Here is a 26,992-nt window from a genome sequence, read left to right on the forward strand (position 1 = left end):
GGCGCGGCCCCGGGTACCCCGGAGAGCCGGTGACAGGGTGGCCCGTGCCGTCCCCCGACGGGGGGCGGCACGGGCGGTCGCACACGGACCAGTGGCACTAGTTCAGCGAGGACGGCAGTCGTGGGCATCCGAACCTGGATCAACTCCTGGCCGGTCTACCGGCAGCTCACCGGTGACGACCCGCTGGGCCGCGGTGCCGCGGCGAGCAGCGAGCACACCGCGAACCTGACGCCGCGGGTGGAGACCGCCGACAGGGTGGTGAAGTCCATCTGCCCCTACTGCGCGGTCGGCTGCGGCCAGAACGTCTACGTCGAGAACGGGAAGGTCACCCAGATCGAGGGGGATCCCGACTCCCCTGTCTCGCGGGGGCGTCTGTGCCCCAAGGGCGCCGCCAGCCTCCAGCTGACCACCGGCTCCGCCCGCGCCGGACACGTCCTGTACCGGCGGCCGTACGGCACCGAGTGGGAGCGGCTGGACCTGGACACCGCGATGGACATGATCGCCGACCGGGTGATCGAGTCGCGCCGGTCGGGCTGGGAGGAGGAGCACGACGGCAAGCGGGTGCGGCGCACCATGGGCTTCGCGAGCCTGGGCGGCGCCACGCTCGACAACGAGGAGAACTACCTGATCAAGAAGCTGTTCACGGCGCTGGGCGCCGTACAGATCGAGAACCAGGCACGTATTTGACACTCCTCCACGGTCCCCAGTCTGGGGACCTCGTTCGGCCGCGGCGGCGCGACCACCTTCCAGCAGGACCTGCAGAACTCGGACTGCATCGTCATCCAGGGCTCGAACATGGCCGAGTGCCACCCGGTCGGGTTCCAGTGGGTGATGGAGGCCAAGGCCCGGGGCGCGAAGGTGATCCACGTCGACCCCCGGTTCACCCGCACCAGCGCGCTGTCCGACGTCCATGTGCCGCTGCGCGCGGGCAGTGACATCGCGTTCCTCGGCGCGATCGTCAACCACGTCCTGAGCGAGGAGAAGTACTTCCGCGACTACCTGCTGGCCTACACCAACGCACCGGTCATCCTGCGCGAGGACTTCCGTGACACCGAGGACCTCGACGGTGTCTTCTCCGGACTGGACCCGGAGCACCGCATGTACGACGCGAGCACCTGGCAGTACGAGGGGATGCGGGCGCAGGCCGCCTCGGGGCACCGGGAGCAGAACTACCCGGACACCGGCGGAGAGGACGAGGCGTCCTCCGACGAGAGCGCCGACGAGCTCTCCGAGGAGGCCCGCGGCGAGTCCCACGGCTCCGGCGGCGCCGACCCCGGCGAGGGCAAGCCCCGGCGGGACGAGACGCTCAGCGACCCGCGCTGCGTCTTCCAGGTACTCAAACGGCACTTCGCCCGGTACACGCCCGAGCTGGTCGAGGAGGTCTGCGGCGTACCGCGCGACGCCTTCCTCCAGGTCTGCGAGCTGATCACCGAGAACTCCGGCCGGGACCGCACCACGGCGCTCGCCTACGCCGTCGGCTGGACCCAGCACACGGTCGGCGTGCAGTACATCCGGACCGCGGCGATCCTCCAGACCCTGCTGGGCAACATCGGGCGCCCGGGCGGCGGAATCCTCGCCCTGCGCGGGCACGCCTCGATCCAGGGATCGACCGACATCCCGACGCTGTTCAACCTGCTGCCCGGCTACATCCCCATGCCGCACGCCCACACCGGCACCGACCTGGACACCTTCGTCGACGCCGAGGCGGGCAAGCGGGGCTACTGGGGCAACATGCGCGAGTATCTGGTGAGCCTGCTCAAGGCGTACTGGGGAGAGGCCGCCACACAGGAGAACGACTTCTGCTTCGACTACCTGCCCCGCCTGACCGGCTCGCACGACACCTACACCACCGTGCAGAACCAGCTGGACGGGGTCTGCGAGGGCTACTTCCTGATGGGCGAGAACCCCTCCGTCGGCTCCGCCAACGGCAGGATGCAGCGCCTGGGCATGGCGAACCTGGACTGGCTGGTGGTGCGTGACCTCTCCCTGATCGAGAGCGCCACCTGGTGGAAGGACGGCCCCGAGATCGAGTCGGGCGAGTTGCGCACCGAGGACATCCGCACCGAGGTGTTCTTCCTGCCCGCGGCCACCCACACCGAGAAGGACGGCAGTTTCACCAACACCCAGCGCATGCTCCAGTGGCGCCACAAGGCGGTGGAACCGTCCGGGGACGCGCGCAGCGACCTGTGGTTCATGTACCACCTCGGGCGGATCATCCGGGAGAAGCTGGCCGGGTCCACCGACGACAGGGACCGTCCGGTCCTGGACCTGACCTGGGACTACCCGGTCCACGGCGACAATGCCGAGCCGGACGCCGAGGCCGTCCTCGCCGAGATCAACGGCTTCGACGCCGAGGGCGGGCCGCTGTCCTCCTACACCCAGCTCAGGGGAGACGGCTCGACGGCGTGCGGCTGCTGGATCTACTGCGGCGTCTACGCCGACGGCGTCAACCAGGCGGCGCGCCGCAAACCGGGGGAGCGGCAGAACTGGGTGGCGCCCGAGTGGGGCTGGGCCTGGCCCGCCAACCGCCGGATCCTGTACAACCGGGCGTCGGCGGATCCCGAGGGCAGGCCGTGGAGCGAGCGCAAGGCGCTGGTGTGGTGGGACGAGGAGAAGGGGCGGTGGACCGGGCACGACGTCCCGGACTTCCCCAAGGAGCGGCGCCCGGACCACGTACCGGCCGAGGACGCCGAGGGCCCCGACGCCCTGTCGGGCACCGACGCCTTCATCATGCAGGCCGACGGCAAGGCCTGGCTGTACGTGCCGGCCGGCCTGCTGGACGGGCCGCTGCCGGCGCACTACGAACCGCAGGAGACACCGTTCACCAACCCGCTCTACCGCCAGCAGCGCAACCCGGTCCGGGTGCTGGGGAAGCCGCACCCGGTCAACCGGTACCAGCCCGTCGGCGCGGAGCCGGGCTCGGAGGTGTTCCCGTACGTGGCGACCACCTACCGGCTCACCGAGCACCACACCGCGGGCGGCATGTCCCGGTGGCAGCCGTACCTGTCCGAACTCCAGCCGGAGTTCTTCTGCGAGGTATCGCCGGAGCTGGCGGCCGAGCGGGGACTGGAGCACATGGGATGGGCCACGGTGATCAGTGCCCGCTCCGCGATCGAGGCCCGGGTGATGGTGACCGACCGGGTGTCGCCGATCACCGTGCAGGGCCGGACCCTGCACCAGATCGGGCTCCCCTACCACTGGGGTTCCAACGGTTACTCGCGCGGGGACTCGGCGAACGAGCTGCTCCACGTGTCGCTGGACCCCAACGTGCACATCCAGGAGACCAAGGCGCTGGCGTGCGACATCCGGCCGGGGCGGCGGCCGCGCGGGCCGGAGCTGCTGGATCTGGTGCGCGAGTACCGGGTGCGGTCGGGGATCACGGAGGAGACGGGCCGGGGCATGTGACGGCCCGCGGGGGCGGCATGCGCCTTTCCGTGCCGCCCCCGCGGGATCCCGGCGGGGTCCGGCCCGTGTTCCGGCGGCGCCCGTCAGCGGATCACCAGCGTGTGCTCCCTGGCCGGGACCAGCTCTCCGATCACGGGCGCGCCGGGGATCTCCCCCGCCACCAGCAGGCCGCCGGAGGTCTGGGCGTCGGCCAGCAGCAGCCGGGTGTGTTCGTCCGCGGAGCCGAAGTCGGTGTGCGGGGCGACCCATTCGAGGTTGCGGCGGGTGCCGCCGCTGACGTAGCCGTCGCGCACCGCCTCCCACGCCCCGTCCAGGTAGGGGACGGCCGATGAGTCCACCACGGCGCTCACCCCCGAGGCGCGCGCCATCTTGTACAGGTGGCCCAGCAGGCCGAAGCCGGTGACGTCCGTGGCGCACCGCGCGCCGGCCGCCAGGGCCGCCCGTGCCGCGTCCCGGTTGAGGGCCGCCATGGTCTCCACCGCGTGCCCGAAGAACTCGCCGGTGGCCTTGTGCCGGTTGTTGAGCACGCCCAGGCCCAGCGGCTTGGTCAGCGACAGCGGCATCCCCGGCCGCCCTGCGTCGTTGCGCAGCAGTGCGTCCGGGTCGGCGATCCCGGTGACGGCCATGCCGTACTTGGGCTCGACGTCGTCGACGCTGTGGCCGCCGCCGACGTGGCAGCCCGCCTGCGCGGCGACCTCCAGCCCGCCGCGCAGCACCTCCCGTGCCAGCTCGAACGGCAGCTTTCCGCGCGGCCAGCCCAGCAGGTTCACCGCCACCAGGGGCCGGCCGCCCATCGCGTACACGTCCGACAGCGCGTTGGCGGCGGCGATGCGCCCCCAGTGGTAGGGGTCGTCCACCACGGGGGTGAAGAAGTCGGCGGTGGCGACGACGGCGGGACCGCCCTCCGGCCCGGGCAGGCGCACGGCGGCCGCGTCGTCGCCGGTGTCCAGTCCGACCAGCAGCTCACCGGCGGGCTCGGTGGTGGGCTGGATGCCCGTCAGCCCGGCCACGGCCTCCTCCAGTTCGCCGGGCGGGATCTTGCAGGCGCAGCCGCCGCCGTGGGCGTAGCGGGTCAGCCGTACGGGTGTCTCCACCGCACCGCCGTCCCGGTGGCCGTCCGTCTCGTTCCGGGTGTACATCGCGATCCTCCCTCACCGCCCCCGTGCCGGATGTCGGGGCACTGACTGCCCCGCGGTCACCGGCCGAAACGCCGCGGGAGGAGATTGACTCCCCCCGAGCGGCGGCGTTTGGATGATCCACATGCGGGCACGAGTGCCCCGGCGGTATGGAGGCGTAAGGGTGCCTGGTGGCCCTCCCGGTCTTCAAAACCGAGGTGCCCGAGGATCTCGGGCAGGTGGGTTCGATTCCCATCCGCCTCCGCCGGCCGCCCGCCGGGCCGGCGGTCCGCCGCCGCTCACCGCGTCCGTACGCCTTCCCCCGCTTCCGGTTCGGGCGCCGGATCCGGTGCCTCGCCCGGTGGTTCCTCCTCGCTCGGCCAGCGGCCCTCGATCCAGGAGCGCAGGAGCGCCGCGTGGGAGAGCGGGGTCGCCAAATCGGCGACATCGCCGTTGGTGGTGTGGTCGAGCAGCACCACGTCCGCGATGAGGCCCCTTTCACCGGTCTGGTTCCTCGGTGCGGCTCGCGTCGCCTTTGCACGAGGAGCAGGGTCTCGGCTGCTACTCAGGCGCCGACGCACACCTCCCGCAGCAGTCGCGCGTAGCGGCGGCGGGTCATGCCCGGCCCGACGGGCGGGGCGGCGACCCGAGCGGTGTCGGCGGGCCGGGGGCGCCGACCGAGCCGACGCCGGCATTCCTCGCGGCGTGCGCGGACACCGGCCCCGGCGGCGTGGCGGGGGCGACCGCGCTGGTCCCGGTGGAGGCGATCCCCCGCGGCACGGTCGTGGAGCTGCGCGCGGCGGCCGCCGCCGACCCGGACCTGGTCGTCGCGTCGATCGAGTACCGGGGGATGCGCGACACCCGCCGCCTGTTCACCGGCGGGCTGGTCGACCAGGCGCTCGCGCGGGCGTTCCGGCTCAGCGGCCGGGCGGTGGTGCAGGGGTGACCCGCCGAGTCTCACCACGACGGCCCCCTACCGAAGTAGGGGGCCGTTTGGCACACCGCGGGCGGGCCCGGTGGGTACGGTTCTGGGTGTCAGCGCCAGAACTTGGAGACCAGTATGCCTGTTCCCTATGACGAGCGCACCGGTGCCCGTATCGCGCGGGCCCGGAAACTACGCCACGTGACTCAGCGCCAGCTGGCCGAACTGGCGGGCCTCAGCCAGTCCACCATCGCCAAGGTGGAGCAGGGGCTGATGTCCGCGAGTCCGTCTGTGACCGGCGCGGTGGCCCGTGCCCTGTCCATCCCAGTGACGGACTTGACCGGCCAGCCCTACTTGGACGAACTGCGCCGGGATCAGCTCGACAGGTTGATACAGCCGATCCGTGAGGCGCTGGACCTGTACGACATCGGCAGTGACGACGATCCGGCACCGCGTGGCCTGGACGACCTCCACGCGGACACCGAGCAGCTGTGCGCCCAAGTGCGTGAAGGAAACCTGAAGCGGGCAGCGGCTGACCTTCCCGGCTTGATCGTGGAAGCCACAGCGGCCGCACACACCGACGGCTCCGACCGGGCGTGGCGCATCCTCGCGTCGACCTACCGCACCGCCTACGACGTGACAGGGAAACTCGGGCACGTCGACCTGAGCACGGTGGCGCTGGACCGGATGGACTGGGCGGCTCAGCGCGCGAGTGACCCGGTGATGGCCGCCATCCGCCAGTACATGCGTGCCTTGGTGCACCTGCGGGCCAGTCACTACTTGATCGGTCAGCGCCTGGTGCGGTCCGGTCTGGCGATGCTGGAGCACACACCGGCCAGCCGTGAGCGCCAGGTGGTTCGCGGGCAGTTGCACCTGGGCGCGGCGGTCCTCGGCGCGCGGGCACAGGACGGCTCTACCGCCGACGAGCACCTGGACGAGGCGGAGCGCATCGCGCGGGAGACCGGCGAGGCCACGACCGTGCACTGGCTCGCGTTCGGACCGACGAACGTCGGCGTGCACCGGGTGGCGAGCCTGGCCGAGCGGGACATGTTCCCCGAGGCGCTGGAGGCCGCGGCCACGGTGACAGTGCCGGCTTCCTGGCCGGCATCCCGGAGGAGCCACCATCTGGCGGAGGTGGCCCGGGCGCAGTTGTGGACCGGCCGCACTGACGCCGCTTTCCGGTCGTTGCAGGAGGCGCGGCAGGTATCGCCTCAGCAGACGAAGTACCACCCGTTGGTTCGTGAGACCTACGCATCGCTGATGTCCGCTCATCGTCGGCTGCCGCATACGTTCGCCAACTACGGTACCTGGCTGGGTATCTAACTCCACGTAAGGTTCTGACCCGAGCTGTCATTCAACACTGACAGTTCGGGCGTTGCCATGTCGGCATCCTGTGACGGTCAGCGCACAGAGCATCACACGGAGCCGATCATGACGTTGCGCGTGCCCGCCTCCCCTGCCGCCAGTCGCCCCGTCACAGACGCCATCGACCGGGCCATGGCCGCAGGGTGTGTCCCTCCCCGCTACGAGGGCCTCCAGGCGCTTGAAGCCGAGCTGCAGCACCACCTTCAGGTGCTGCAGCCCGCCGCGCCTGCCGGGTCCTCCCGGGCAGCCGCTGCCGCAGCCCAGTCCCGTAAAGGACTGGGAGAGGGGCTGCGCTCGGCGGTGGACCAGGTGCGGCTGCTGGCACTGGACTGCCGGTGGCCGCTGCGGCACCTCGACCACGAGGGGAGGCCGGCCCGTTGACCGCCTCCTCCTGTCCCGTCCCGCTGGCCCGGCCGGGCGTGTGGTGCGAGGCGATCAGCACCTACTCGGGCGCGCCGGGAACGGCCACGCGCCGGGACGGGTACGCGGCCCCGGACCCCGAGGCGGCGCTCCGGTGGATCCGGGCCGGGGTACGCACCGTGGCCTGCGTACTCGGCCCGCAGCAATCCACGTTTGTGCTGGATTGGTGGGTGGACGGACCCGGCTCGACCAGGGCGTGCGCCCGGCTGTGTGAGCACGGCGACTGCTCGCTGACCCTCTACCCCGGCATCCAGGAACTCACCTGGCAGGCCCGCCCGGTGCGGTTCCTGCGCCTGGCGGAGGTCAACGGCCGTCCCCCGTGCGGCCGCCGGCACCGGCCGCGGCTGCTGCTGACCGGGAGGGGCGACCGTGCCCGGTGACACACCCCGGACGCCCGGCAGCGCGAGGAGGACCGGGCAGCCCGGCCGGCTGGGCTGCGCGTACCTGACCGTCAAGGCCAACCCCGGTGCCCTCGCGATCGTGCTGGTGATCCTCGGCCTTGCCGTCTGGTGGCTGTGGCCCCTCGCCGTCTTCTTCCTCGGCTGGTAGCAGCCAGCTCTCTTGAACCGCCCCGCGGCCGGCCGACCGACCCCCGGGCCCGCCGCCGCGGGGCCCTCCTCCCGTACCACCTGACCGAAAGGCACCACGACCCGTGAACCCGCCCCCGCCCACGACTTTGGCGCGTCCCGCCGTGGACCTGTCGGACCTGATCCTCGGCCCCCTGGAGCTGGGGTGGCTGCGGCCGACCGGCCGCGCCCCGGATGTGCTGCGCGCCTGGGAGCACGGGGCGCTGGGCGAGGCGCCGGCCGGGCTCGCCTGGGACGTGGTACGCCTGCCCACCGGCACCGCGCATGCGACGGTGCGGCGGCTGCGCGCGGCCCGCGCACCGCTCGGGCCCGTCCTGGCCACCCCGCTCGGGGTGGACTTCCTCCTCGCACCCGGCTCGGCAGACGGCTGGAGTGCCCCCGCCAGCACGCGCCTGCCCGACCACACCCTGGTGCCGCTGCCGCACCCGGACTACACCGACCCCCGCCACCTGGGAGGCCGGTCATGGATCGTGCGCCCCACCACCGGGACACTGACCGAAGGGCCCGCCCTGCGGGACGCCTACACCGCCGCCCGCGCCGCGGCGGAGGAGGCCGCCCGGTGAGCGGAACCCGCACGACACCCGACGACAGCCGCCCCACGCGCCTCGCCGAGCGGATGAGCGTGGTGCCCTACATCGCCGCCTGGTCCGGCGAGCCGATGGTCCACCCCCGGCCCGTCCGGGTCGCCCTCGGCGGCGGCCGCCTCGGCTTTCCCGACGGGGACGCCACCTCCTACGGCCACGACTGGCGCGGCGCGCTGTGGGCCCGGCAGTTCCCCGGTCCGGGGAAGGGCCGCCCTCAGTACGAGACGGTCCATGTGCAGCGGCAGCGCCGCGCGATGAGTGACCTGTTGTGCCAGGTCTGCGGGACGACCACGGTGACCGGCGCGGTCGGCGAGCGGTTTCTGTTCCTGGTCAAGGATGTGGGCCGCCCGGTCCTCGAAGGCGAGCGGACCACGTCACCGCCGGTGTGCGTGCCCTGCGCCCACATCGCCGTACGCGAGTGCCCCTACCTGGCCAGAGGGCACGTCGCCGCGTGGGTGCGCGACGCCGTCCCGTGGGGTGTCGCCGGCATCGTCCACCACCCCTACTTCGTCCGGCCTCTCCCCTCCGAGGGGCTGGTGGATGTCTCCTACGACGCCCCCGCGCTCGCCTGGACCCTCGCCCACCGGCAGGTCGTGGCCCTGTACGGCTGCACCCCCGTGAACCTCGTCGAACTCACCGACCCCGCCTGAAAGGGATGACCGCCCATGTGCCGGCACACGCCCCCGTGCCCGCCCGCCGACTCCCCCGACCGGGAGGCCGCCCACCTCGCCGTACACCGGCCCGAACAGGGCTGGTCGCTGCTGTGCAACGGCGTCCTGACGTTCGAGGACACCGGTGAGCTGCTGCCCGACGGGCAGACCATCGCCCCGCACCGCCCGCCCGGCCGCCTCACGACCCCTGCCCCCGGCAACGGAAGTTCCGAATCCCCTGCGGCCCGCAGCCCGGGGCAGGCGCCAGGCCTCCACCCCATTACCAGGAGAACACCGAGCATGCCTACCACTCCCGCAGCCTTCCTCCTGGACAGCTTCGACTGGGCCCTCCAGTGCCTCGTGGAGCGCGTCCCCCACACCCGTAGCGCGGTTCTGCTGTCGTCCGACGGTTTGGCGAAGTCGTGGTCCGGCCTGGACGAGGCCGCCGCCGACCGGCTGGCGGCCCTGGCCTCCGGCCTGTCCGGGCTGGCCGACGGCGCCGCGCGGCTCCTCCAGCCCAACGCGGCCGAGGAACTGTCCCTGAACGTGGTGGTGATCGACCTCGGTGCCGTCGCGCTGCTGGTGTGCGCGGGCGTGGAGGGCAGCCGCCTGCTGGTCACCGCCGACCGGGAAGCCGATCACGGCGAGGTCGGCTACGCGATGGCCAGGCTCGCCGGCAGCCTCCACGACCACATCACCACCCCCGCCCGCACATAGGGCCGCTACTCCCAGGTCCTGGCCGGTCACACCACCCTCACAGGAGAACGCGGCAGCGTCCTTCTGAGATGTCCCTCTGCATTCCCGAGCCCTCATCCTCTGGAGGCCAACGATGCATCCCCCGCTCGCCTCGTCCACCACCGACTACACGGCCCTGCACAACTTCGCTGCCCTACGCGGCCAGCTCCGGATCTCCCTCACACCGCGCTGCAACATCGCCTGCTGGTTCTGCCACAACGAGGGCGATGTCCCTCCGCCTCTGACCCGGGCAGATCGCACCCGGCAGCCGCGGGAACGGAAACTCAGCGCCGACGACTACCTGACCGTCATCCGCACGCTCATGGACCGCGGCCTGAAGCGGGTGTACTTCACTGGTGGTGAACCGCTCACCTCGCCTTTCGCCCGTCCCGTGCTGGAGGACCTGCCCGAGCAGGGGACCGACGGGGCCTACACCCTGATCACCAACGGCACCCGCGTACGGACACACCGGTCGTGGCTGGCCGACACGCGCCTGGACAAGGTGAAAGTGTCGCTGCACTACTTTTCGGACGAGTCACTGCGGGCGATCGCTCACACGTCCATCGGCATCAACGCGGTTCTCGACGGGATCGAGGTGTCGCGCGACATCTTTCCGCGCGTCGAACTCAACTGCCTGCTCCAGAAGGAGAACACCCACGAGGTAGAGGCGATCTTGGAATTCGCTCTGCAGCGGCGTCTGCCCGTGCAGTTCATCGAGCTGGTCGGCACCGACTTCAACGCGGCCCGCGCCGACTCCGCGGTCTCCGCCGACGGCATCATCGCCCACTTGCGGACCCTCACCAGCGACGAGCACACCGAAGTGGTCGGCGTCGGCCAAGGTCGCCGCGTCTTCCGCGTCGACGGCATCGAGGTCGATGTCATCCATCGCGGCCTCGGCCGTCACCACGTCGGCCAGTGCGGCACCTGCCTGCGGCGCACCGACTGTGTCGAGGGGTTCTGGGCGCTGCGCCTGGACCACAACGGCGGCATCCAGCCATGCGTGCTACGCGACGACCTGCGCCTGGACGTGCGCCCGCACCTGGGCGACCCGGGGCGTCTGGCGGACACCGTGGCCGGCCACGTCGCATCCTTCACGGAGGGGGTGCTGTGAACTTCGGTCTTCCCGTCCCCTACCGGCCTGCCCGCCGCGAGGGCACCATCGGCCCGTTCATCGTGCTGGAAGGAGTCTCCGGCATCGGCAAGTCCACCCTCGCCCGGCTCCTGACCGACCGGCTCGCAGCGACCGGGCTGCACACCCTCCCCGACCCTCACGCCGCCTGGTCGAAGACCGTGAACGAGGAGCTGCGACCGCTGCCCCAGCTCGGGTTCTACCTGTCCGGCCTCCTGCACGCCTCGGACGTGGTGCGCCGAGGCCGCGCGACCGGCCCCGTCATCGCCGACCGCTACCTGTCCTCCGTGATCGCCTGCCACGCCGCCGTACACCACATGGACACCGGCACCGTGACACGACTGATCGAGCCGTTCCGCCCTTACCTGGAGCAGCCCAACCGCACCTTCTACCTGCGCTGCTCCGAAGAACAACTCCGTGCCCGGCTGGCGACCAAGCAGGACACCAAACGCGACGACCTCGAACTGCTGAATGTTCCCGGCCGGCTCGCGCGGCTGCTGGAGAACTTCGAACAGGTCGCTGCGGCCGACCCCTCAGCGGTGTGGGCGGACACCAACGGCCAGACCCCGGACGGCCTCGCCGACTGGATCATCGCCCAGATGGAGGCTCCTGGTGCTTAATCCCATCGACACCGCCGCCGTCATCCGCGACGGCGGCGCCACCGGCCGCTTCCCCGGCCAGATCCACGAGGGCGTCGCCTGGTGGCTGGGCGCCTGCCTGGTCGTGACACGGCAAGCGCGGCAACTCGTGGTCGCCCACGACGGCCACCCGGCGATCACCGAGTTCGCGCACCGGCTGTGCCGCGGCGCCACCAACGCCCGGCACTACGGCTGCAGTGTCCACTACATGGGCCAACAGACCGAGGAGACGTTCCACGCCGGCCTCGCTGAACTGCCCGACACACCTGGCGCGTGGCTGACCGGCACCGACCACAGCGACGCCACCGAGGTGCGTATCCGGCTGTACGCCCGCCAGGGCGTCGTCCTGGACGACGCGGGCGGACTCGCTCAGATCCGGACTCTGATCGACGCCGACCGCGTCCCCATCCCCGTCAGCGACAGCGCTAAAGGCTCCATCGAACTGTGGCACCATCCGCTCACCCAGGGAGACCGCCCGTGATAAACGCTGCCGAGATCATCGAATCCGGCGACGGCATCCTGTTCGTCACCCTCGACTCGCTGCGCTACGACGTGGCCCAGGCCACGCTGGGGGCCGAGATGACGCCCCGCCTGGCCGGCCTGCTCCCGGACGGCCACTGGGAGCGGCGCGAAACCCCGGGGACGTTCACGCTGCCCGCCCACGTGGCGTTCTTCTCTGGGTTCCTGCCCAAGCTGCCCCAGCCCGTACAGCCACCCCGCCTGTGGGAGTGCCGGCCACCCGCCTTCAAACAGGTGCCGCCCGAGACGTTCCTGTTCGATGCAGCCAACCTCCTCCAAGGGCTGAAACAGCACGGCTACCGCACCGTATGCGTCGGTGGCGTCACCTACTTCTCCCGGGAGACACCGCTGGGCTCGGTCCTACCCGACCTGTTCGACGAGGACCACTGGCGCCCCGAGTTCTGCTCCCCGGAGCCGGACTCCACACGCCACCAGGTCGACCAGGCCCTCGAACTGGCCGAGTTCTACCACGGGCGACAGCCGTTGTACCTGTTCGTCAACGTCTCCGCCACGCACGTCCCCCACGGCCACTACATCGGCTCCAGCGACGACACCACCGCCTCCCAGGCCGCCGCCCTCGCATACGCCGACGCACACCTGGGGCGCCTGCTCGACGGACTCGCCGAGAAGGGCCGATGGCTGGTCATCCTGTGCGCAGACCACGGCGACGCCTACGGAGACGACGGCTTCTACGGCCGAGGCATCGCACACCGGGCGGTCTTCACCGTGCCATATGCCGCGTGGATACACCCCTGAGCGCTACGCTCACGGCCATGAGCGAAGCGATGCGCGATGCCTCGGTGGTCGTGGCGCGCGATGAGCAGGGCCTTGTCGCCCTGCTGAGCGCCGACTTCCCCCGCCACGGCGGCGACTACCTGTTCCTGCCCGGCGGCCGCTTCGAGGAAGGGGAGGATGCCCTGGCGTGCGCGCGCCGCGAACTGCGGGAGGAGGCCGGTGTCACCGCCGAACGGTGGAAACCGCTCGGCGCGTACGCCATGACACTCGGTTCCACCGCCCGCGTCCACCTGTTCGAAGCCCGCGACCTCGCCCTCGGCCCGCAAGAACTAACCCTCGCCGAAGCCGACTACAAGCTATCGTGGTGGCCCATGCAGGACGCCCTCGACGCCATCCGCGAGGGCCGCTTCCTGCTCCCCGCAGGCCCCCTCGCCCTCCTCCTGGCGCACCGGTTGCAGGACTGAGCGCCCGCCGTCCGCGAGCTCTGTGGCCCGGCCCCGCCTTCGCAGGGTCGGGCCACAGGTGTGTTCCCGTGCCCTCTGGGCCGGGCCGCCCCGGAGGACACCAGCTGGCACCGGTTGGCACGCGTTGATATCAGCTGGTACGCGGTTGGTCCTGTTTTACGGCGAAACCTCAGGCCACAAGGCTATACAAATGGGTTCGATTCCCATCCGCCTCCGCCGGCCGCCCGCCGGGCCGGCGGTCCGCCGCCGCTCACCGCGTCCGTACGCCTTCCCCCGCTTCCGGTTCGGGCGCCGGATCCGGTGCCTCGCCCGGTGGTTCCTCCTCGCTCGGCCAGCGGTCCTCGATCCATGAGCGCAGGAGCGCCGCGTGGGAGAGCGGGGTCGTCAAATCGGCGACATCGCCGTTGGTGGTGTGGTCGAGCAGCACCACGTCCGCCTCCGCGGCCGTCCTGCGGAGCCGCTCGACCAGGTCTGCGGCACGGTTCTCCAGAACCCACCGGTAGGACGGCAGATAGACCAGGCGGCGGGCCGCCTCGTACCCCAGCAACCGCTCCCCCGACGGACCTGCGCGGTGCCCGAGCACCGGCCCGTACCGCCGCACCGTCCGCTTCAGCCCGCGCATCGTCGTGATGTCGAGCTTCGACAGGTCGACGTCGGTGTCGCGGAAGACCTTGAGCGCCTGCCAGACGCCCTCCACCGACCGGCCCGTCAGGCCTACCGCGAAGGGCACCGGTATGCCGCCGTGCGGGAAGAAGGGGCTCAGCCGCACCCACGGCTCCTCCGCCCGGGAGGTCACGTCGACGATCTCCGCACCGGGGAACGTCCTGCCCAGCGATTCGGGCGTACGGCGGCGGCCGGCCACATGGATCGTCATCAGAAAGGCTTTCCTGTAGGCGGTACGGACCACCGAGGATCCCCCATGCCACTGACACCGGCTCCCCGTCGCCCCCGGCGTTCGGCGAACGCCCGCTCGGGAGCGGCCCCGGCGCCGTCAGTCCGGGACGGGGCCCGCGCCGGGAGGCGTCGCCTGCTCCGGTCCGCTGCCGAGTGCGCCCGCCCGGCGGCGCAGGACGACGGCGGCGGCCGCGGTGCTCGCGGCGAAGGCGGCCGCCATCACCCAGGGGCGGTTGAGGCGGTGGCCAAGTACGTGGTCCAGGGAGTGGCGCCCGGGGCCGGTGACGCTCAGACAGGTGGCGACGAACCCCAGGAAGGCCGGGTACTCGTAGCCGCCCTCGGTGACGAAGAAGCCCGCCGGGGCGTGGACCGACACCGCCCCCGTCATGGTCCCCGCGACCGCCGCTCCCGCGGCCGGCGTGGCCAGTCCCAGCGCCAGCAGCACACCGCCGCCGGCCTCGGCCAGTCCGGCGGCGAGCGCGCTCGTCCTGCCGGGCGTGAACCCCATGTACTCCATCGCCTCCCGGGTACCCTCCAGGCCGTGTCCGCCGAACCAGCCGAAGAGCTTCTGGGCGCCGTGCGCGAACAGGACACCGCCCGTTCCCGCCCTGAGGACGAGCAGTCCCAGGTCGCCGCGGTCGATCGGGGGCACGGGCATGAGAGTCACCTCTTCGGGGTTCGGTCGCCCTCCCCAGCCTCGCCGCTCCCCCGCGCTCCCACCACTTCCCGGGCCCGTTCGGGGCAGTCGCGACCCGGATTCAGAGCACCGCGCGCCACAGGGCGATGACGGCGGCGGCCACCGCGGCGACCACCGAGGCGACCAGGACCAGCAGCAGGAGCAGGAACACCCCTGCCAGGACGCCCGCGAGCGCACGGGTGGCGCGGCTGCGCTCCGCATGGGCCGAGCGGGTGCGCTCCCCGCGCCCGCCGCGCTCCCGGCGCCGTGCGGGCCGGTCGGCGTCGTCGCGGTCGGCATGCTCGTCGCACACGGCGACGGCCAGGGCCGCGAGGTAGCGCAGCCGCTCCGGGGGGAGCGGCTCGACCAGTTCCGGGCCCAGTTGCCGTTCGACGGCCGCCACGCGCGGATCCCCGTCGTTGATGAGCTCGCGCGCACGTGTGCCGGTCCGCGCGCCGATCGCGTCGACGGGCCGGTCGCCTGACTGATCACCGCGCTGATCGCCGAAGTGGTGGTCGGACATCGGCAAGCCCCCTCCTCGCACTGATGCTTCGCGCAGGGAGCGTAGTGGGCCGGTGCGGCGGCCGCACCGGGCGGCGTGTCAGCCGTCCGGTGCGGCGGCCGCCTGTTCGAAGGGGCGTTCGCAGCGCCGCCGGGTGTTGTCCAGACGGACCGTCAGACCGCGTGCGTCCAGGTGCTCCAGCAGGGGGATCACGACGCGGCGCGTGGTGTCCAGGGCGCGGCGCGCCTCACTGGTGGTGAAGGGCTGCTCCAGCCGGGCCAGCAGGGCGGCGGCCCGGTCGTCGGCGCCGGGCAGCAGCACGATCCCGTCGCCGATCCGCAGCAGCTCGCCGGCGGCGGCGGCCGCGGCGATCGCGTTCGGGCCGAGGCCGAGCTCCGCCAGCCGGTGCGCCTCCGGGGCGCGGAAGGGTGCGGCGCGCAGCTCGGCGCGTACGGCGTCCACCGCCCTGCGCACCCGGGGCGGCAGCCGGGGCCGTGCGGCACTGCCGTAGACCCGGCCGTCGCGGTGCTCCAGGGGCGGCCGGGGCGCGGCGTCCACCAGAGCCCGTACGAGGGCGCGTTCGGGCAGGCCGAGGACGCGGCGGGCGGCCTCGGCGGGCAGCCCCGGGTCCATCGGGTGCCGGGCGGCGTGCTCCTCCACTGCCCGCGCCAGCGCGCGCCGCAGCCCTGCCCAGTGGCCGGGGTCCGCGAGCCAGTCCCCGGCGACGGGTTCGCAAGGGGGGCGCACCCCCATCGCCAGCAGTTCGGTGCGCCGTACCAGTCCCCGGCGCCGCACCTGGGCCGCACCGTCGGGAGTGCCGGCCGCCGTCTCCAGCTCTCGTGCCCTGGCCCGCCCCGCGCCGCGCCGCTCCAGCCGGGGCGGGCGGACGTCGAGCACGGTGATCCCGGCGGGGATCCGGTGCCGCCCGGGATCCCGCAGCAGCGCCGTGTCGCCCACCCGCAGCGGCAGCGGGCGCTCAAGGGTCAGGCGGGCGGTGTCCTCCCCCAGCGGCCGTACGGTGGCGGGGACGGCGGCGGAGCCGGCGTGCAGCACCAGGTGCCGGGGCAGGTCGGCCGCCGGGTCGCCGTGCAGCCGTACGTCCAGCAGACCGGTGGTGATCCAGCGGCCGGGGGTGAGCAGGGCGTCGCCGCGCCGCAGCGTGTCGGCCCCGGCGCCGTGCACGTTGACCGCGACGCGGGCGACCGCGCCCACCTCCTCGCGGTCCTCCTTGAGCGACTGCAGCCCGCGCACTCGGACCACCGCCCGGTCTCCGGAGGCGAGGGCGAGGCGGTCGCCGGTGCGGATCGTGCCCGCGGCGAGTGTGCCGGTCACCACGGTGCCGCGGCCGCGCACGGTGAAGGAGCGGTCCACCCACAGCCGTACGTCGGCGGCCCGGTCGGGCTCGGGCAACGCGGCGCTCAGCCGGACCAGGGCGGCGCGCAGCTCCTCCAGTCCCGCGCCGGTGACGGCGCTGACGGGCACGGCCTCGACCTTCCCCAGCGAGGTCTCGGCGATCCTGGCGAGCGCGTCGTCGCGGACCGGGCCGGGGTCGGCGAGATCGGCGCGGGTGACGGCGAGCACGCCGTGCCGCACCCGCAGCGCGTCCAGGACGGCCAGATGTTCCTCGGACTGCGGCTGCCAGCCCTGGTCGGCGGCGACGGCGATCAGGACGGCCGGTACGGGCCCGACTCCGGCCAGCATGTTGCCGACCAGCCTCTCGTGGCCGGGCACGTCGACGAAGGCGATCCGTCCGGCGCCGGGCAGGGACGTCCACACGAAGCCCAGGTCGAGGGTGAGGCCGCGGCGGCGCTCCTCCTCCCAGCGGTCGGGCTCCATGCCGGTCAGCGCGCGGACGAGGGTGGACTTGCCGTGGTCGACGTGACCGGCGGTGGCGATGACGTGCACGTCCGCGCTCACTCCTCACCCGGGCCGTTCGCGGCGGTCTTGGCCGCCCGCCGCACGGCCTCCGCCACATCGGCGTCCCGCTCCGGCGGGACGGTGCGCAGGTCGATCAGGCACCGCCCGCCCTCCACCCGTCCCAGGACGGCGGGCTCGCCCGTCCGCAGCGGCCCGGCGTACTCCCCGGGCAGTGAAACGGCCGCGCTGGGCAGGGTGACGCCGGGCGCTCCTCCCCCGCCGACGGCGGCCTCGCTGTCCACGGCGCGTGCGTCCGCGTCCGCGCCCCGCAGTTCGGCGGCGAGCCGCTCGGCGCGTACCCGCAGACCCTCCACATCGGCGTGGAGCATCGTGTGGACGGGGGTTGCGGGGCCGCGCACCGTGGCCGCAAGCGCCGCCAGCGTCAGCTTGTCCACGCGCAGCGCGCGGGCCAGCGGGTGGCGGCCCAGGCGCCGTACCAGGCCGGCCCGGCCCAGGAGCAGGCCGCACTGCGGGCCGCCGAGCAGCTTGTCTCCGCTGGCGGTGACCAGGGACGCGCCCGCGCGCAGCCAGCCGGAGGCGTCCGGCTCGTCCGGCAGCGCCGGTTCGGGGCGCAGCAGCCCGGAGCCGATGTCGGCGACGACGGGGACGCCGGGAGGGCAGATCCGGGCCAGCTCGGCCACGGAGGCCGAGCGGGTGAAGCCGGTGATGCGGAAGTTGGAGGGGTGAACCTTGAGCACGAAGCCGGTGTCCGGGCCGATGGCCGCCGCGTAGTCCTCGGCCGAGGTGCGGTTGGTGGTGCCGACCTCGCGCAGCCGGGCGCCGGTGGACACCAGCAGGTCGGGCAGGCGGAAGCCGTCGCCGATCTCGACCATCTCGCCCCGGCTGACGACGATCTCCTTCCCCGCCGCGAGCGCGGTCGCGGCCAGGACGAGGGCGGCCGCGCCGTTGCCCACCACATGGGCGGCCTCGGCGTGCGGCACAGCCTCGCACAGGGCGTCCAGGGCGGAGGCCCCGCGCCGGGAGCGGGCGCCGGTGGCCAGGTCGAGTTCCACGTCGGTGGGGCCGCAGGCGGCGTCCACCGCCTCCCGGGCGGCCCGCGACAGCGGGGCCCTGCCCAGGTTGGTGTGGAGCAGCACCCCGGTGGCGTTGACCACCGGCCGCAGTCCTCCGGCCGTCGGGGGCAGTGCCCCGGCCGCGGTGTCGGCGACGGACTCCGGGGGGATCTCGCCGGCCCGGGCCCGCTGCAGGGCCCGGACCACCTCGGACTTCACCAGGGCGCGGCCCAGGCGCCGGGCGGCACCGGCCAGCCGGGGGTCGGCGAGCACCGCGTCCGTTCGGGGGAGCCGGCGCCGCACGTCGGCCGGAGGCGTCCTCGACGCCTGCGCGTCCGCCGTCGCGGTGTCGCGGTCCATCCGGTGGCCTCCTGGTGGGACGCGGTACGGGTAGGGGTCCGGCCGTCCGTCGCCGGTCCGGTGCCGTCCGTCCGGCACCGTCCGTCCGGCGCGGCCGCGGACGGGCGAGGGCGGCTGACGGCATGGCGCGGGGCGTCGGCCAGGATAGGCGCGCGGCGGCCCGGCACCGTGGTGCCGCACCGCCGTACGCCGCGTTCTGGCTCGTGCCCGCGCCCGGTCCGGTCAGTCCTCGCCGTCCGGACTCCTTCCGGGCCACCCGACCGCCATTGGCCGTGGCCGGTGCCGCCCAGGCCTTCTAGGCTGCCGATCATGAGGATTCGTATCGTCGACGCCTTCACCGACCGGCCCTTCGCGGGCAACCCCGCCGCCGTCGTACTCCTGGACTCCGGGCCGTTCCCGGGCGACGACCGGCTCCAGAAACTCGCCGCCGAGGTCAACCTCTCCGAGACCGCCTACGCCCGCCCGCTGCCCGAGAGCTCCGAGGCCGACTGGGCGCTGCGCTGGTTCACCCCGGTCACCGAGGTCAACCTCTGCGGCCACGCCACGCTCGCCACCGCCCATGTGCTGCGCTCCGCCGGCGCGGCCGCCGGCACCATCCGCTTCGCCACCCGCAGCGGCATCCTCACCGCCGAGACGGCCACCGACGGTTCGATCACCCTGGACTTCCCCACCGCCCCGCTCACCGAGCTCCCCGTGGGCGAGGACGTCCGCGCGGCCCTGGGCGCCGATGTGCTCTCCGCCCACGACACCGGTCCCGACCTCGGCGATCTGCTGGTGGAACTGGCCGACGAGAAGACCGTCCGCACCCTGACCCCCGACCTCGCCGCCGTGGCGCGGCTGAGTCACCGGGGTGTCATCGTCACCGCCCAGGCCTCGGGCGACGGCGGGAAGCAGGGGGCGTACGACTACGTTTCACGCTTCTTCGGTCCGGCCGTCGGCATCGACGAGGACCCGGTCACCGGCAGCGCCCACACCGCGCTCGCGCCCCTGTGGTCGGGCCGGCTGGGCCGGGAGTCCCTCACCGGCCTCCAGGCTTCGGCCCGCACCGGCCTGGTGCGCACCACCGTGCGCGGCGACCGCACCCTGCTGACCGGTGACGCCGTGACCGTCATCGACGGGGAGCTGCTCGCCGGGCCGTGACACGGTCCGCACCGGCCCGCACCGGCCCGCACCCGCGCCACCGGACGGGGGCGGGCCGGTGCGGGCCGTCAGCCCGTGGGCAGCCAGCCCACCCGGCCCGCCAGCAGCGCGTATCCGACGAACGCCACGATGTCGATCAGGGCGTGCGCGGCGACCAGCGGCCCGACCCGGCCCCACCGCCGGTACAGCCACACGAAGACCACCCCCATCACCACGTTGCCGACGAACCCGCCGATCCCCTGGTAGAGGTGGTACGTACCGCGCAGCAGCGAACTGGCCGCCAGCGCCGCCGCCGGGCTCCAGCCCAGCTGGTCGAGCCTGCGCAGCAGGTAGCCGACGACGATGACCTCCTCCACCACGGAGTTCTGGATCGCCGAGGCGATCAGCACCGGGATCTTCCACCACACCTCGGGCAGTGACTCGGGCACCACCGTGAGGTTGAAGCCGCTCGCCCGTGCGCCCAGGTAGAGCAGCAGACCGCTGCCCCCGATCCCCGCCGCGACCACCGCGCCCCGGCCCAGGTCGGACCAGGGGCGGTGCGGGTCGAGGCCGATTCCGCCCAGCCCCGGCCCGCTTCCGGCGCCACCGGCGGACCCGTCCGGTCCCTCGCGCGTCAGGAGGTGGGCGACGAGCAGGACCGGGACCAGGGCTGTGGCGATGCCGAACAGCTGCCAGGCCAGGTCCAGCCAGGGCCGGTCGGGGGCGTACGAGCCGTTGAGCCGGGCCGCCTGGTCCTTCAGACCGCCGGGCCTGGTCAGCGACCCGACGAAGCTGATGAGCGCCGACACGGCGCTCGCGCCCAGCGACAGAGCCAGCACGAGCAGCGTCTCGCGGCCCAGCATCCGCCGCTCAAGCGCACCGCCTCCGCTTCCCGGCCTCCGCTCCCGTCCGCGCCCCGGCCCGTCTTCCTCGTCGCGCACGCCCGCTCGCACTCGCGCCTCCCGCTTCGCCGTTCGTCCGTTCCGGACGTGGAACGACACAGCCTGCCCCATCGCTCCCGCACTCCGGCGGCGGGTCCGGGACAGGGCGGGGCGGGGCGGCGGGCGCGGCCCGCAGGCCGCTCCGGGGCCGCCGGGGCCTTACGGGCCGGCCGGCCAGCCGTGCACCGGCTCCCCGGTGCGCACCAGCTCGCAGTAGCGCCGCACCGTCGCAGCCAGCGCCTTCTCCCGGTCCAGTCCGCTCTCCAGGGCCCGGTGGTAGGCCTCGGCCTGCCAGGACGCCCCGTTGACCCGGCGGCGGCAGCGCTCCTCGATGACCGACAGGTAGCGGTCCCGGTCACCGGGCTCGATGCCCCAGACGTCCAGGCCCCGGGCCGCCATCGGCAGCAGCTCCTCCAGCACCAGCCGGTCCACGGGCACGGCCGACAGCTCTCCGCCGCGGCCGGGTCGGGGCCACCACAGCCTGGCGTCCATGCCATGGCGGCAGGCGGCGTCGAAGTTCTCGGCGGCGGCGGAGAACGGCATCCGGCTCCACACCGGACGCGGGTCGTCGGCCAGTGTGCGCACCAGGCCGTAGTAGAGGGCGGTGTTGGCCAGCACGTCGGTGACGGTGGGGCCGGCGGGCAGCACCCGGTTCTCCACCCGCAGGTGCGGCACCCCGTCGGCGACGCCGTACACGGGCCGGTTCCAGCGGTAGACCGTGCCGTTGAGCAGCGTCATCTCGGCCAGCGAGGGGACGCCGCCCGCGTCCAGCACCTCCAGCGGTTCCTCGTCCTCGCAGACGGGCAGCAGCGGCGGGAAGTAGCGGCTGTTCTCCTCGAACAGCTCGTACGCCGAGGAGATCCACCGCTCGCCGAACCAGGTCCGCGGCCGCACCCCCTGGGCGATCAGCTCCGGCTGCCTGGTGTCGGTGGCCTGGAGGAAGAGCGGGGGGCGGGACTCCCGCCACAGCTCGTGGCCGAAGAGGAAGGGAGAATTGGCGCCCACCGCGACCTGGACGGCCGAGACGGCCTGGGCGGCGTTCCACACATCGGCGAAGCGGCCGGGGGTGACCTGCAGATGGAGCTGCACGGAGGTGCAGGCGGCTTCCGGGGCGATGGAGGACGAGGCGTACCTCAGATGTTCCACGCCCTCGATGTCCAGGACCACCTCCTCGCCCCGGACGGTCATGATCTGGTCGTTGAGCAGGGTGTAGCGGTCCGCTGCGGTGAGATTCGCCGACACCAGGTCGTCTCCCGTGAGAGTCGGCAGAATACCGATCATCACAATACGCGCGTCGACCTCGGCGGCTTTGCGGTCGGCATAGGCCAGACCGGTGCGCAACTCCTCGGCGAGCTGGTCCAGCACCCGCCCGGACAGCCGGTGCGGAAGGATGTTCACCTCGAGATTGAACTGCCCCAATTCCGTCTGGAAATCCCGGCTCGCTATGCGCTCCAGCACCTGGGCGTTCATCATCCTCGGCATACCCTCGGTGTCCGCGAGGTTCAACTCGATCTCCAGCCCCATGAGATCGCGGGGACGGTCGAAGCGCTGCTCGTCCAGCAGCCGCCGCAGCCCCTGGAGACACCGCTGGAGCTTGTCCCGGTACCGCCGACGGTCGGACAGGGCGAACCCGCCGGCCTCGACCTTCTCGCCCATCGATGCGTCCCTCCTCAAGTGAACCGTGACCGGATGATGCCCCGCGGATGCGAGAGATAACGCCTCGTGCGACAGTGAGGTTCCGGTAAGCTGAACTCAGGCTTTCGCGGGGCACATTCCCGTGTCATACGCCAGGGATACCTCACCGCCCTCGGCTCGCCGACATCCGCCCGTCGGCACCGGGCCCGCGGACCTCGCCTGCGGGGAATAGCGAACAGATACGGACGACCGCATAGTCAGTCGCTTTCCAGGTCAGCGGTCGGACTCCCGGAAAATCGCAGATGAAACACCGCCGAGAAATGTCCGGATGACCTCTTGCCGGTAACATTCGGGACAGCTAGCCGAAACACCGGCCGAACAACTCTCGTATAAACTCCACGAAAGCGGCTGAGACGCGACCCGACGACGGGCGCGCATCCGCCGTCTCCCTCCCCTCCAGGTTTCTTCCCGGCCTTCTCCAGGGCCCTTCCGTACGCCGACAGCGCCGTCCGCGCCAGCAGCCGAGCACCACCGTGTCTCCGATCGAGAGGCGACCCACCATGCCCCTGCGTGTCCAACCGGCCCCGGCACCCGCTCTGCGCAGTGTGCACGCGGCCCTCGGTTCCCCCGCCGGCCTCCGAGGCGACGCCGTTCCTCCCGGCCTCCGGGCCCGGACGGGCCCGGTGCGCCCGGACCTCTCCCTGCCGCTCCACGTGCTGAACGGGATCACCGCGTCGGCGGGGCCGCCCCGCACCAGGCTGGCGGGCTGGCGCTTCCTGCTGCGGGACGCGCACGGCGTGGTGGGCGCAGCCGACGCGATGCTCACCGCGGACGGCTGGACGTTCTCGCACTTCTGCGAGGGGCCGTTCGTCGCCTCGGCCGAGACCGCCCTGCGCCGCGCCGAGACGGTACCGTCGGCGTACCAGCCGCGGCTGCTGTCGGTACCGGAGCTCTACATGCTGACGCTGTGGCTGCACGGCGACACGGAGTCCGACGCCGCCGACGGCTCACCCGCCCCGGCGGATCTGCTGGTGCCGCTGGCCCCCGCCCCGCCCGGGATCGCGGCGCACCGGCCGCACCGCGTCGACAGCCTGCTGCCGCTGCTGACCCGGCGGCTGGCGCCCCCGCCCCTGCTGGGCACGCTCGCCTGATCCGCGGCGGCACGGCCCGGTGACGGGCCCGGACAGCGACAGTGGTGCCCCGCGGCCGACCGCGGGGCACCACTGTCGTTTCCGGCTTCCCGGATACCGGTCGTCCACGGCTTCGATATCACCCGAACGGATGGTTCTGGCCCGGGCAACCGTCCTCAGGAGGGGTGCGTCGTCAGAACGTGGGGACAGCCGCGGCGAAATCCCTGCGGAATTCCGGCCGCGGGAGAACACTGGGGGGATCGACCAGGAGACACGGGGGCGGTCATGAACCACGCATCCAGCCGAAGCACCACCACATCGCAGCGAGAGAACTCCACCATGTGCCAGCACCAGCCGCCCTGCCCGTCAGCCGACTCCGCCGACCGGGAGGCCGCCCATCTCGTGGCACACCACCCGGAGCAGGGCTGGAGCCTGCTGTGCAACGGTGTCCTGCTCTTCGAGGACACCGGCGAGCTGCTGCCCGACGGGCAGGTCATCGCACCGCACCGGCCGCTCGGCACCGGACACGTCACCACCGCCGCCTGACGGCGGACGGCGCCGCAGGGGCGGCCCCCGCCGTGCGGCGGGGGCCGCCCCTGCGAACACCCGGCACCGGCCGGTCGAGGCTCAGCCGTCGTACTCGTCCACCGGGGGGCACGAGCAGACCAGGTTGCGGTCGCCGTAGGCTCCGTCGATGCGCCGCACCGGCGGCCAGTACTTGTCGGCCGCCGCGACACCGGCCGGGAACGCCGCCTCCTCGCGCCCGTAGGAGTGCTCCCACTCGCCGGCGAGCTGCGCGGCGGTGTGCGGGGCGTTGCGCAGCGGGTTGTCCTGCGCCTCCCACTCCCCCGAGGCGACCTTCTCGATCTCGGCCCGGATCGCGATCATCGCGTCGCAGAAGCGGTCCAGCTCCGCCAGGTCCTCGCTCTCGGTGGGCTCGATCATCAGCGTCCCCGCCACGGGGAAGGACATCGTCGGGGCGTGGAAACCGTAGTCGATCAGCCGCTTGGCCACGTCGTCGATGCTGACGCCGGTGGCCTTGGTCAGCGGGCGGACGTCGATGATGCACTCGTGCGCCACCAGGCCGCCCGGACCGGTGTAGAGCACCGGGTAGTGCGGCTCCAGCCGCTTGGCGACGTAGTTGGCTCCGAGTACGGCCACCTGGGTGGCGCGGCGCAGCCCCTCGGCGCCCATCAGACGCACGTACGCCCACGAGATGGGCAGGATGCCGGCCGAGCCCCAGGGCGCCGCCGAGATCGGCCCCACGCCCGTCTCGGGGCCGGCCGCGGGCTGGAGCGGGTGGTTGGGCAGGTAGGGCGCCAGGTGAGAGCGGACGGCCACCGGGCCGACGCCCGGGCCGCCGCCGCCGTGCGGGATGCAGAAGGTCTTGTGCAGGTTCAGGTGGGAGACGTCCGCGCCGAACTTCCCCGGCTTGGCCAGGCCCACCAGTGCGTTGAGGTTGGCCCCGTCCACGTAGACCTGTCCGCCCGCCTCGTGCACGGCCGCGCAGATGTCGGTGATGTGCTCCTCGAACACACCGTGGGTGGAGGGGTAGGTGACCATGAGCACCGCCAGCTCCTCGCGGTGCTTGTCGATCTTGGCCCGCAGGTCCTCGACGTCCACGTCGCCGTTCTCGCCGGTCCTGACGACGACGACCCTCATCCCGGCCATAACGGCGCTGGCGGCGTTGGTGCCGTGCGCGGAGGAGGGGATCAGACAGACGGTACGGCCCGTCTCGCCGTTCGCCCGGTGGTACGCCCGTACCGCCAGCAGGCCCGCCAGCTCACCCTGGGAGCCGGCGTTGGGCTGGATGGAGACCTTGTCGTAACCGGTGACCTCGGCCAGCCGCTCCTCCAGCTCTCGGATCAGCGTCAGGTACCCCTCGGCCTGCTCGGCGGGCGCGAAGGGGTGCAGTGCGCCGAACTCCGGCCAGGTGACCGGCTCCATCTCGGTGGTCGCGTTGAGCTTCATGGTGCACGAGCCCAGCGGGATCATGCCGCGGTCCAGCGCGTAGTCCCGGTCGGCCAGCCGGCGCAGGTAGCGCAGCATCGACGTCTCGGAGCGGTGCCGGTGGAAGACCGGATGGGTCAGGTACTCGTCGGTACGCAGCAGGGCGGCGGGCAGCACCTCGCCGGCGGCCTCGTCCAGCACCTCGGCGTCCGCGGCCCCGGACTCCACACCGAAGGCGCCCCACACCGCGGCGAGCTGCTCGCGTCCGGTGGTCTCGTCGCAGGCGATGCCGACATGGTCGGCGTCGGTCAGGCGCAGGTTGACCCCGGCCTCGCGGGCGGCGGCCACGACCTCGGCGGCCCGGCCGGGCACCCGCGCGGTGACGGTGTCGAAGAACGTGTCGTGGACGATCTCCACTCCGCCCTCGCGCAGCCCCTGGGCGAGGACGGCGGCGTAGCGGTGGGTGCGGCGGGCGATGGCGGCCAGCCCGTCGGGGCCGTGGTAGACGGCGTACATCCCGGCCATCACGGCGAGAAGCACCTGGGCGGTGCAGATGTTGCTGGTGGCCTTCTCCCGGCGGATGTGCTGCTCCCGGGTCTGCAGGGCCAGGCGGTAGGCCCTGGTGCCGTCGGCGTCCACCGAGACGCCCACCAGGCGGCCGGGCAGGTTGCGCGCGAACTTCTCCCGCACCGCCATGAACCCGGCATGCGGCCCGCCGAAGCCCATCGGCACGCCGAAGCGCTGGCTGGATCCCACCGCGATGTCGGCGCCCAGCTCGCCGGGGGAGGGCAGCAGGGTGAGGGCGAGGAGGTCGGCTGCGACGGTGACGACCGCGCCCAGTCCGTGCGCCTCCTCGATCACGGCGCGCAGGTCGCGCACGGCGCCGGAGGCGCCCGGGTACTGCAGCAGCACGCCGAAGACACCCCGCTCGGCGACCTCGGCGGGGATACCGCCGGACAGGTCGGCGACGACGACCTCCACCCCGGTGGGCTCGGCGCGGGTCTCGATCACGGCGATGGTCTGCGGCAGGCAGTCCGCGTCGACCAGGAAGACACCCTGCCTGACCCTGCCGGCCCGCCGGGACAGCGCCATGGCCTCGGCAGCCGCGGTGCCCTCGTCCAGCAGCGAGGCCCCCGAGGTCGGCAGCCCGGTCAGGTCCGCGACCACGGTCTGGAAGTTCAGCAGCGCCTCCAGGCGCCCCTGCGAGATCTCCGGCTGGTACGGGGTGTAGGCCGTGTACCAGGCGGGGTTCTCCATGACGTTGCGCAGGATGACCGGCGGAGTGAAGGTGCCGTGGTAGCCCAGGCCGATCATGGAGTCCAGCACCTGGTTGCGCCCCGCCAGGGAGCGCAGCTCCGCCAGGACCTCCGCCTCGCTGCGGGCCGCGGGCAGGTCCAGCGCCTCGGTACTCCTGATCACCTCCGGTACGGCGGCGGCCGCCAGCTCGTCCAGCGATCCGTAGCCGACCTGGGCGAGCATCTTGGCCCGCTCACCGGCGTCGGGGCCGATGTGGCGCTCCTCGAAGGGAGTGCCCCGCTCCAGCTCCGCGAGGGAGATGGTGTGAGGAGTGCGGTCTGCTGTCATCTG

27 protein-coding genes, 1 tRNA gene and 1 pseudogene are annotated in these 26,992 nt (G+C 72.9%); 19 read left to right on the forward strand and 10 right to left on the reverse strand.

What is annotated here, in order from left to right; genetic code table 11:
- The first annotated feature begins 120 nt into the window (after window positions 1-120).
- The gene (gene fdh, locus ACW69E_RS24300) at window positions 121-3,405 is read left to right on the forward strand and encodes a formate dehydrogenase (protein ID WP_457500421.1); all 3,285 of its coding nucleotides are present in this window, start codon (window positions 121-123) and stop codon (window positions 3,403-3,405) included.
- An 83-nt stretch (window positions 3,406-3,488) separates the two neighbouring features.
- On the opposite strand, the gene selD is transcribed toward fdh, so the two are convergent.
- Window positions 3,489-4,544: a selenide, water dikinase SelD gene (selD, locus tag ACW69E_RS24305; protein WP_457500422.1), complete on the reverse strand. Its 1,056-nt coding sequence runs from the start codon at window positions 4,542-4,544 to the stop codon at window positions 3,489-3,491.
- A gap of 148 nt (window positions 4,545-4,692) precedes the next feature.
- On the opposite strand from selD, the gene ACW69E_RS24310 reads away from it, so the two are divergent.
- A tRNA-Sec gene (locus ACW69E_RS24310) sits at window positions 4,693-4,785 on the forward strand.
- Window positions 4,786-4,819: 34 nt separating this feature from the next.
- Here the strand turns inward: ACW69E_RS24310 and ACW69E_RS24315 are convergent.
- Window positions 4,820-4,999 carry a hypothetical protein gene (locus tag ACW69E_RS24315; RefSeq protein WP_457500423.1) on the reverse strand — a complete coding sequence of 60 codons (180 nt, stop codon included), beginning with the start codon at window positions 4,997-4,999 and terminating at the stop codon, window positions 4,820-4,822.
- A gap of 38 nt (window positions 5,000-5,037) precedes the next feature.
- Here ACW69E_RS24315 and ACW69E_RS24320 point away from each other — a divergent pair, with 38 nt between their 5' ends.
- The 14 genes and pseudogenes from ACW69E_RS24320 to ACW69E_RS24385 all read left to right on the forward strand — a co-directional run bounded on the left by ACW69E_RS24320 (window position 5,038) and on the right by ACW69E_RS24385 (window position 13,268).
- Window positions 5,038-5,466, forward strand: a complete 429-nt coding sequence (locus ACW69E_RS24320; RefSeq protein WP_457500424.1) for a hypothetical protein — start codon at window positions 5,038-5,040, stop codon at window positions 5,464-5,466.
- Between the two features lie 114 nt (window positions 5,467-5,580).
- On the forward strand, window positions 5,581-6,765 hold the full coding sequence (locus ACW69E_RS24325; protein ID WP_457500425.1) for a helix-turn-helix domain-containing protein: 1,185 nt from the start codon (window positions 5,581-5,583) through the stop codon (window positions 6,763-6,765).
- Window positions 6,766-6,873: 108 nt separating this feature from the next.
- Entirely contained in the window at window positions 6,874-7,188 is a 315-nt protein-coding gene (locus ACW69E_RS24330; protein WP_457500426.1) for a DUF6415 family natural product biosynthesis protein, read from the forward strand.
- On the forward strand, window positions 7,185-7,607 hold the full coding sequence (locus tag ACW69E_RS24335; RefSeq protein WP_457500427.1) for a hypothetical protein: 423 nt from the start codon (window positions 7,185-7,187) through the stop codon (window positions 7,605-7,607). Before ACW69E_RS24330 ends, ACW69E_RS24335 begins: the two co-directional genes overlap by 4 nt.
- On the forward strand, window positions 7,597-7,776 hold the full coding sequence (locus ACW69E_RS24340; protein ID WP_457500428.1) for a hypothetical protein: 180 nt from the start codon (window positions 7,597-7,599) through the stop codon (window positions 7,774-7,776). The genes ACW69E_RS24335 and ACW69E_RS24340 overlap by 11 nt, the downstream gene beginning before the upstream one ends.
- Before the next feature lie 103 nt (window positions 7,777-7,879).
- A complete protein-coding gene (locus tag ACW69E_RS24345; protein WP_457500429.1) occupies window positions 7,880-8,377 on the forward strand; it encodes a hypothetical protein in 498 nt (165 codons plus the stop codon).
- Window positions 8,374-9,048: a hypothetical protein gene (locus ACW69E_RS24350; RefSeq protein ID WP_457500430.1), complete on the forward strand. Its 675-nt coding sequence runs from the start codon at window positions 8,374-8,376 to the stop codon at window positions 9,046-9,048. The genes ACW69E_RS24345 and ACW69E_RS24350 overlap by 4 nt, the downstream gene beginning before the upstream one ends.
- Window positions 9,049-9,063: 15 nt before the next feature.
- Window positions 9,064-9,237 (forward strand): annotated as a pseudogene (locus ACW69E_RS24355) (DUF5999 family protein); the annotation flags it as partial.
- Entirely contained in the window at window positions 9,220-9,765 is a 546-nt protein-coding gene (locus ACW69E_RS24360) for a roadblock/LC7 domain-containing protein (protein WP_457500456.1), read from the forward strand. The pseudogene ACW69E_RS24355 and the gene ACW69E_RS24360, both read left to right, overlap by 18 nt.
- A 112-nt stretch (window positions 9,766-9,877) precedes the next feature.
- On the forward strand, window positions 9,878-10,894 hold the full coding sequence (locus ACW69E_RS24365) for a radical SAM protein (RefSeq protein WP_457500431.1): 1,017 nt from the start codon (window positions 9,878-9,880) through the stop codon (window positions 10,892-10,894).
- Window positions 10,891-11,532: a dTMP kinase gene (locus ACW69E_RS24370; protein WP_457500432.1), complete on the forward strand. Its 642-nt coding sequence runs from the start codon at window positions 10,891-10,893 to the stop codon at window positions 11,530-11,532. The genes ACW69E_RS24365 and ACW69E_RS24370 overlap by 4 nt, the downstream gene beginning before the upstream one ends.
- On the forward strand, window positions 11,525-12,031 hold the full coding sequence (locus tag ACW69E_RS24375) for a hypothetical protein (RefSeq protein WP_457500433.1): 507 nt from the start codon (window positions 11,525-11,527) through the stop codon (window positions 12,029-12,031). Before ACW69E_RS24370 ends, ACW69E_RS24375 begins: the two co-directional genes overlap by 8 nt.
- Window positions 12,028-12,825 carry an STM4013/SEN3800 family hydrolase gene (locus ACW69E_RS24380; RefSeq protein ID WP_457500434.1) on the forward strand — a complete coding sequence of 266 codons (798 nt, stop codon included), beginning with the start codon at window positions 12,028-12,030 and terminating at the stop codon, window positions 12,823-12,825. The genes ACW69E_RS24375 and ACW69E_RS24380 overlap by 4 nt, the downstream gene beginning before the upstream one ends.
- A gap of 17 nt (window positions 12,826-12,842) precedes the next feature.
- Complete coding sequence (locus ACW69E_RS24385) at window positions 12,843-13,268, forward strand: NUDIX hydrolase (RefSeq protein ID WP_457500435.1); 426 nt, start codon at window positions 12,843-12,845, stop codon at window positions 13,266-13,268.
- 250 nt (window positions 13,269-13,518) lie between these two features.
- Here the strand turns inward: ACW69E_RS24385 and ACW69E_RS24390 are convergent, their stop codons facing one another.
- The 5 genes from ACW69E_RS24390 to selA all read right to left on the reverse strand — a co-directional run bounded on the left by ACW69E_RS24390 (window position 13,519) and on the right by selA (window position 18,630).
- The gene (locus ACW69E_RS24390) at window positions 13,519-14,142 is read right to left on the reverse strand and encodes a DUF6939 family protein (RefSeq protein WP_457500436.1); all 624 of its coding nucleotides are present in this window, start codon (window positions 14,140-14,142) and stop codon (window positions 13,519-13,521) included.
- Window positions 14,143-14,259: 117 nt separating this feature from the next.
- On the reverse strand, window positions 14,260-14,820 hold the full coding sequence (locus tag ACW69E_RS24395) for a DoxX family protein (RefSeq protein WP_457500437.1): 561 nt from the start codon (window positions 14,818-14,820) through the stop codon (window positions 14,260-14,262).
- Between the two features lie 100 nt (window positions 14,821-14,920).
- A complete protein-coding gene (locus ACW69E_RS24400) occupies window positions 14,921-15,361 on the reverse strand; it encodes a hypothetical protein (RefSeq protein ID WP_457500438.1) in 441 nt (146 codons plus the stop codon).
- 78 nt (window positions 15,362-15,439) lie between these two features.
- A complete protein-coding gene (gene selB, locus ACW69E_RS24405; protein WP_457500439.1) occupies window positions 15,440-17,245 on the reverse strand; it encodes a selenocysteine-specific translation elongation factor in 1,806 nt (601 codons plus the stop codon).
- Between the two features lie 8 nt (window positions 17,246-17,253).
- Entirely contained in the window at window positions 17,254-18,630 is a 1,377-nt protein-coding gene (selA, locus tag ACW69E_RS24410) for an L-seryl-tRNA(Sec) selenium transferase (protein WP_457500440.1), read from the reverse strand.
- A gap of 309 nt (window positions 18,631-18,939) precedes the next feature.
- On the opposite strand from selA, the gene ACW69E_RS24415 reads away from it, so the two are divergent.
- Window positions 18,940-19,770, forward strand: a complete 831-nt coding sequence (locus ACW69E_RS24415) for a PhzF family phenazine biosynthesis protein (RefSeq protein WP_457500441.1) — start codon at window positions 18,940-18,942, stop codon at window positions 19,768-19,770.
- 68 nt (window positions 19,771-19,838) lie between these two features.
- Here ACW69E_RS24415 and ACW69E_RS24420 read toward each other — a convergent pair whose 3' ends face one another.
- Complete coding sequence (locus ACW69E_RS24420) at window positions 19,839-20,612, reverse strand: CPBP family intramembrane glutamic endopeptidase (protein ID WP_457500457.1); 774 nt, start codon at window positions 20,610-20,612, stop codon at window positions 19,839-19,841.
- A gap of 237 nt (window positions 20,613-20,849) precedes the next feature.
- Window positions 20,850-22,346 carry a glutamate--cysteine ligase gene (locus ACW69E_RS24425; protein ID WP_457500442.1) on the reverse strand — a complete coding sequence of 499 codons (1,497 nt, stop codon included), beginning with the start codon at window positions 22,344-22,346 and terminating at the stop codon, window positions 20,850-20,852.
- Between the two features lie 539 nt (window positions 22,347-22,885).
- On the opposite strand from ACW69E_RS24425, the gene ACW69E_RS24430 reads away from it, so the two are divergent.
- Window positions 22,886-23,476, forward strand: coding sequence for a hypothetical protein (locus ACW69E_RS24430; protein ID WP_457500443.1), 591 nt, complete (start codon window positions 22,886-22,888; stop codon window positions 23,474-23,476).
- Window positions 23,477-23,794: 318 nt separating this feature from the next.
- Window positions 23,795-24,001 carry a DUF5999 family protein gene (locus tag ACW69E_RS24435; RefSeq protein ID WP_457500458.1) on the forward strand — a complete coding sequence of 69 codons (207 nt, stop codon included), beginning with the start codon at window positions 23,795-23,797 and terminating at the stop codon, window positions 23,999-24,001.
- An 81-nt stretch (window positions 24,002-24,082) separates the two neighbouring features.
- Here ACW69E_RS24435 and gcvP read toward each other — a convergent pair whose 3' ends face one another.
- The gene (gcvP, locus tag ACW69E_RS24440; protein WP_457500444.1) at window positions 24,083-26,989 is read right to left on the reverse strand and encodes an aminomethyl-transferring glycine dehydrogenase; all 2,907 of its coding nucleotides are present in this window, start codon (window positions 26,987-26,989) and stop codon (window positions 24,083-24,085) included.
- Window positions 26,990-26,992: the final 3 nt, after the last annotated feature.

The organism is Streptomyces sp. SS8, from assembly GCF_054072955.1.

Excerpts from the sequence above, each read along its gene's own strand:
- ACW69E_RS24325 (WP_457500425.1), top strand. The coding sequence starts at position 5,581 with ATGCCTGTTCCCTATGACGAGCGCACCGGTGCCCGTATCGCGCGGGCC.
- ACW69E_RS24330 (WP_457500426.1), top strand. The coding sequence starts at position 6,874 with ATGACGTTGCGCGTGCCCGCCTCCCCTGCCGCCAGTCGCCCCGTCACA.
- ACW69E_RS24385 (WP_457500435.1), top strand. The coding sequence starts at position 12,843 with ATGAGCGAAGCGATGCGCGATGCCTCGGTGGTCGTGGCGCGCGATGAG.
- ACW69E_RS24365 (WP_457500431.1), top strand. The coding sequence starts at position 9,878 with ATGCATCCCCCGCTCGCCTCGTCCACCACCGACTACACGGCCCTGCAC.
- ACW69E_RS24390 (WP_457500436.1), bottom strand. The coding sequence starts at position 14,142 with ATGACGATCCATGTGGCCGGCCGCCGCCGTACGCCCGAATCGCTGGGC.
- selA (WP_457500440.1), bottom strand. The coding sequence starts at position 18,630 with ATGGACCGCGACACCGCGACGGCGGACGCGCAGGCGTCGAGGACGCCT.
- ACW69E_RS24395 (WP_457500437.1), bottom strand. The coding sequence starts at position 14,820 with ATGCCCGTGCCCCCGATCGACCGCGGCGACCTGGGACTGCTCGTCCTC.
- ACW69E_RS24420 (WP_457500457.1), bottom strand. The coding sequence starts at position 20,612 with ATGCTGGGCCGCGAGACGCTGCTCGTGCTGGCTCTGTCGCTGGGCGCG.
- ACW69E_RS24415 (WP_457500441.1), top strand. The coding sequence starts at position 18,940 with ATGAGGATTCGTATCGTCGACGCCTTCACCGACCGGCCCTTCGCGGGC.
- ACW69E_RS24400 (WP_457500438.1), bottom strand. The coding sequence starts at position 15,361 with ATGTCCGACCACCACTTCGGCGATCAGCGCGGTGATCAGTCAGGCGAC.
- gcvP (WP_457500444.1), bottom strand. The coding sequence starts at position 26,989 with ATGACAGCAGACCGCACTCCTCACACCATCTCCCTCGCGGAGCTGGAG.
- ACW69E_RS24435 (WP_457500458.1), top strand. The coding sequence starts at position 23,795 with ATGTGCCAGCACCAGCCGCCCTGCCCGTCAGCCGACTCCGCCGACCGG.
- selD (WP_457500422.1), bottom strand. The coding sequence starts at position 4,544 with ATGTACACCCGGAACGAGACGGACGGCCACCGGGACGGCGGTGCGGTG.
- ACW69E_RS24430 (WP_457500443.1), top strand. The coding sequence starts at position 22,886 with ATGCCCCTGCGTGTCCAACCGGCCCCGGCACCCGCTCTGCGCAGTGTG.
- ACW69E_RS24425 (WP_457500442.1), bottom strand. The coding sequence starts at position 22,346 with ATGGGCGAGAAGGTCGAGGCCGGCGGGTTCGCCCTGTCCGACCGTCGG.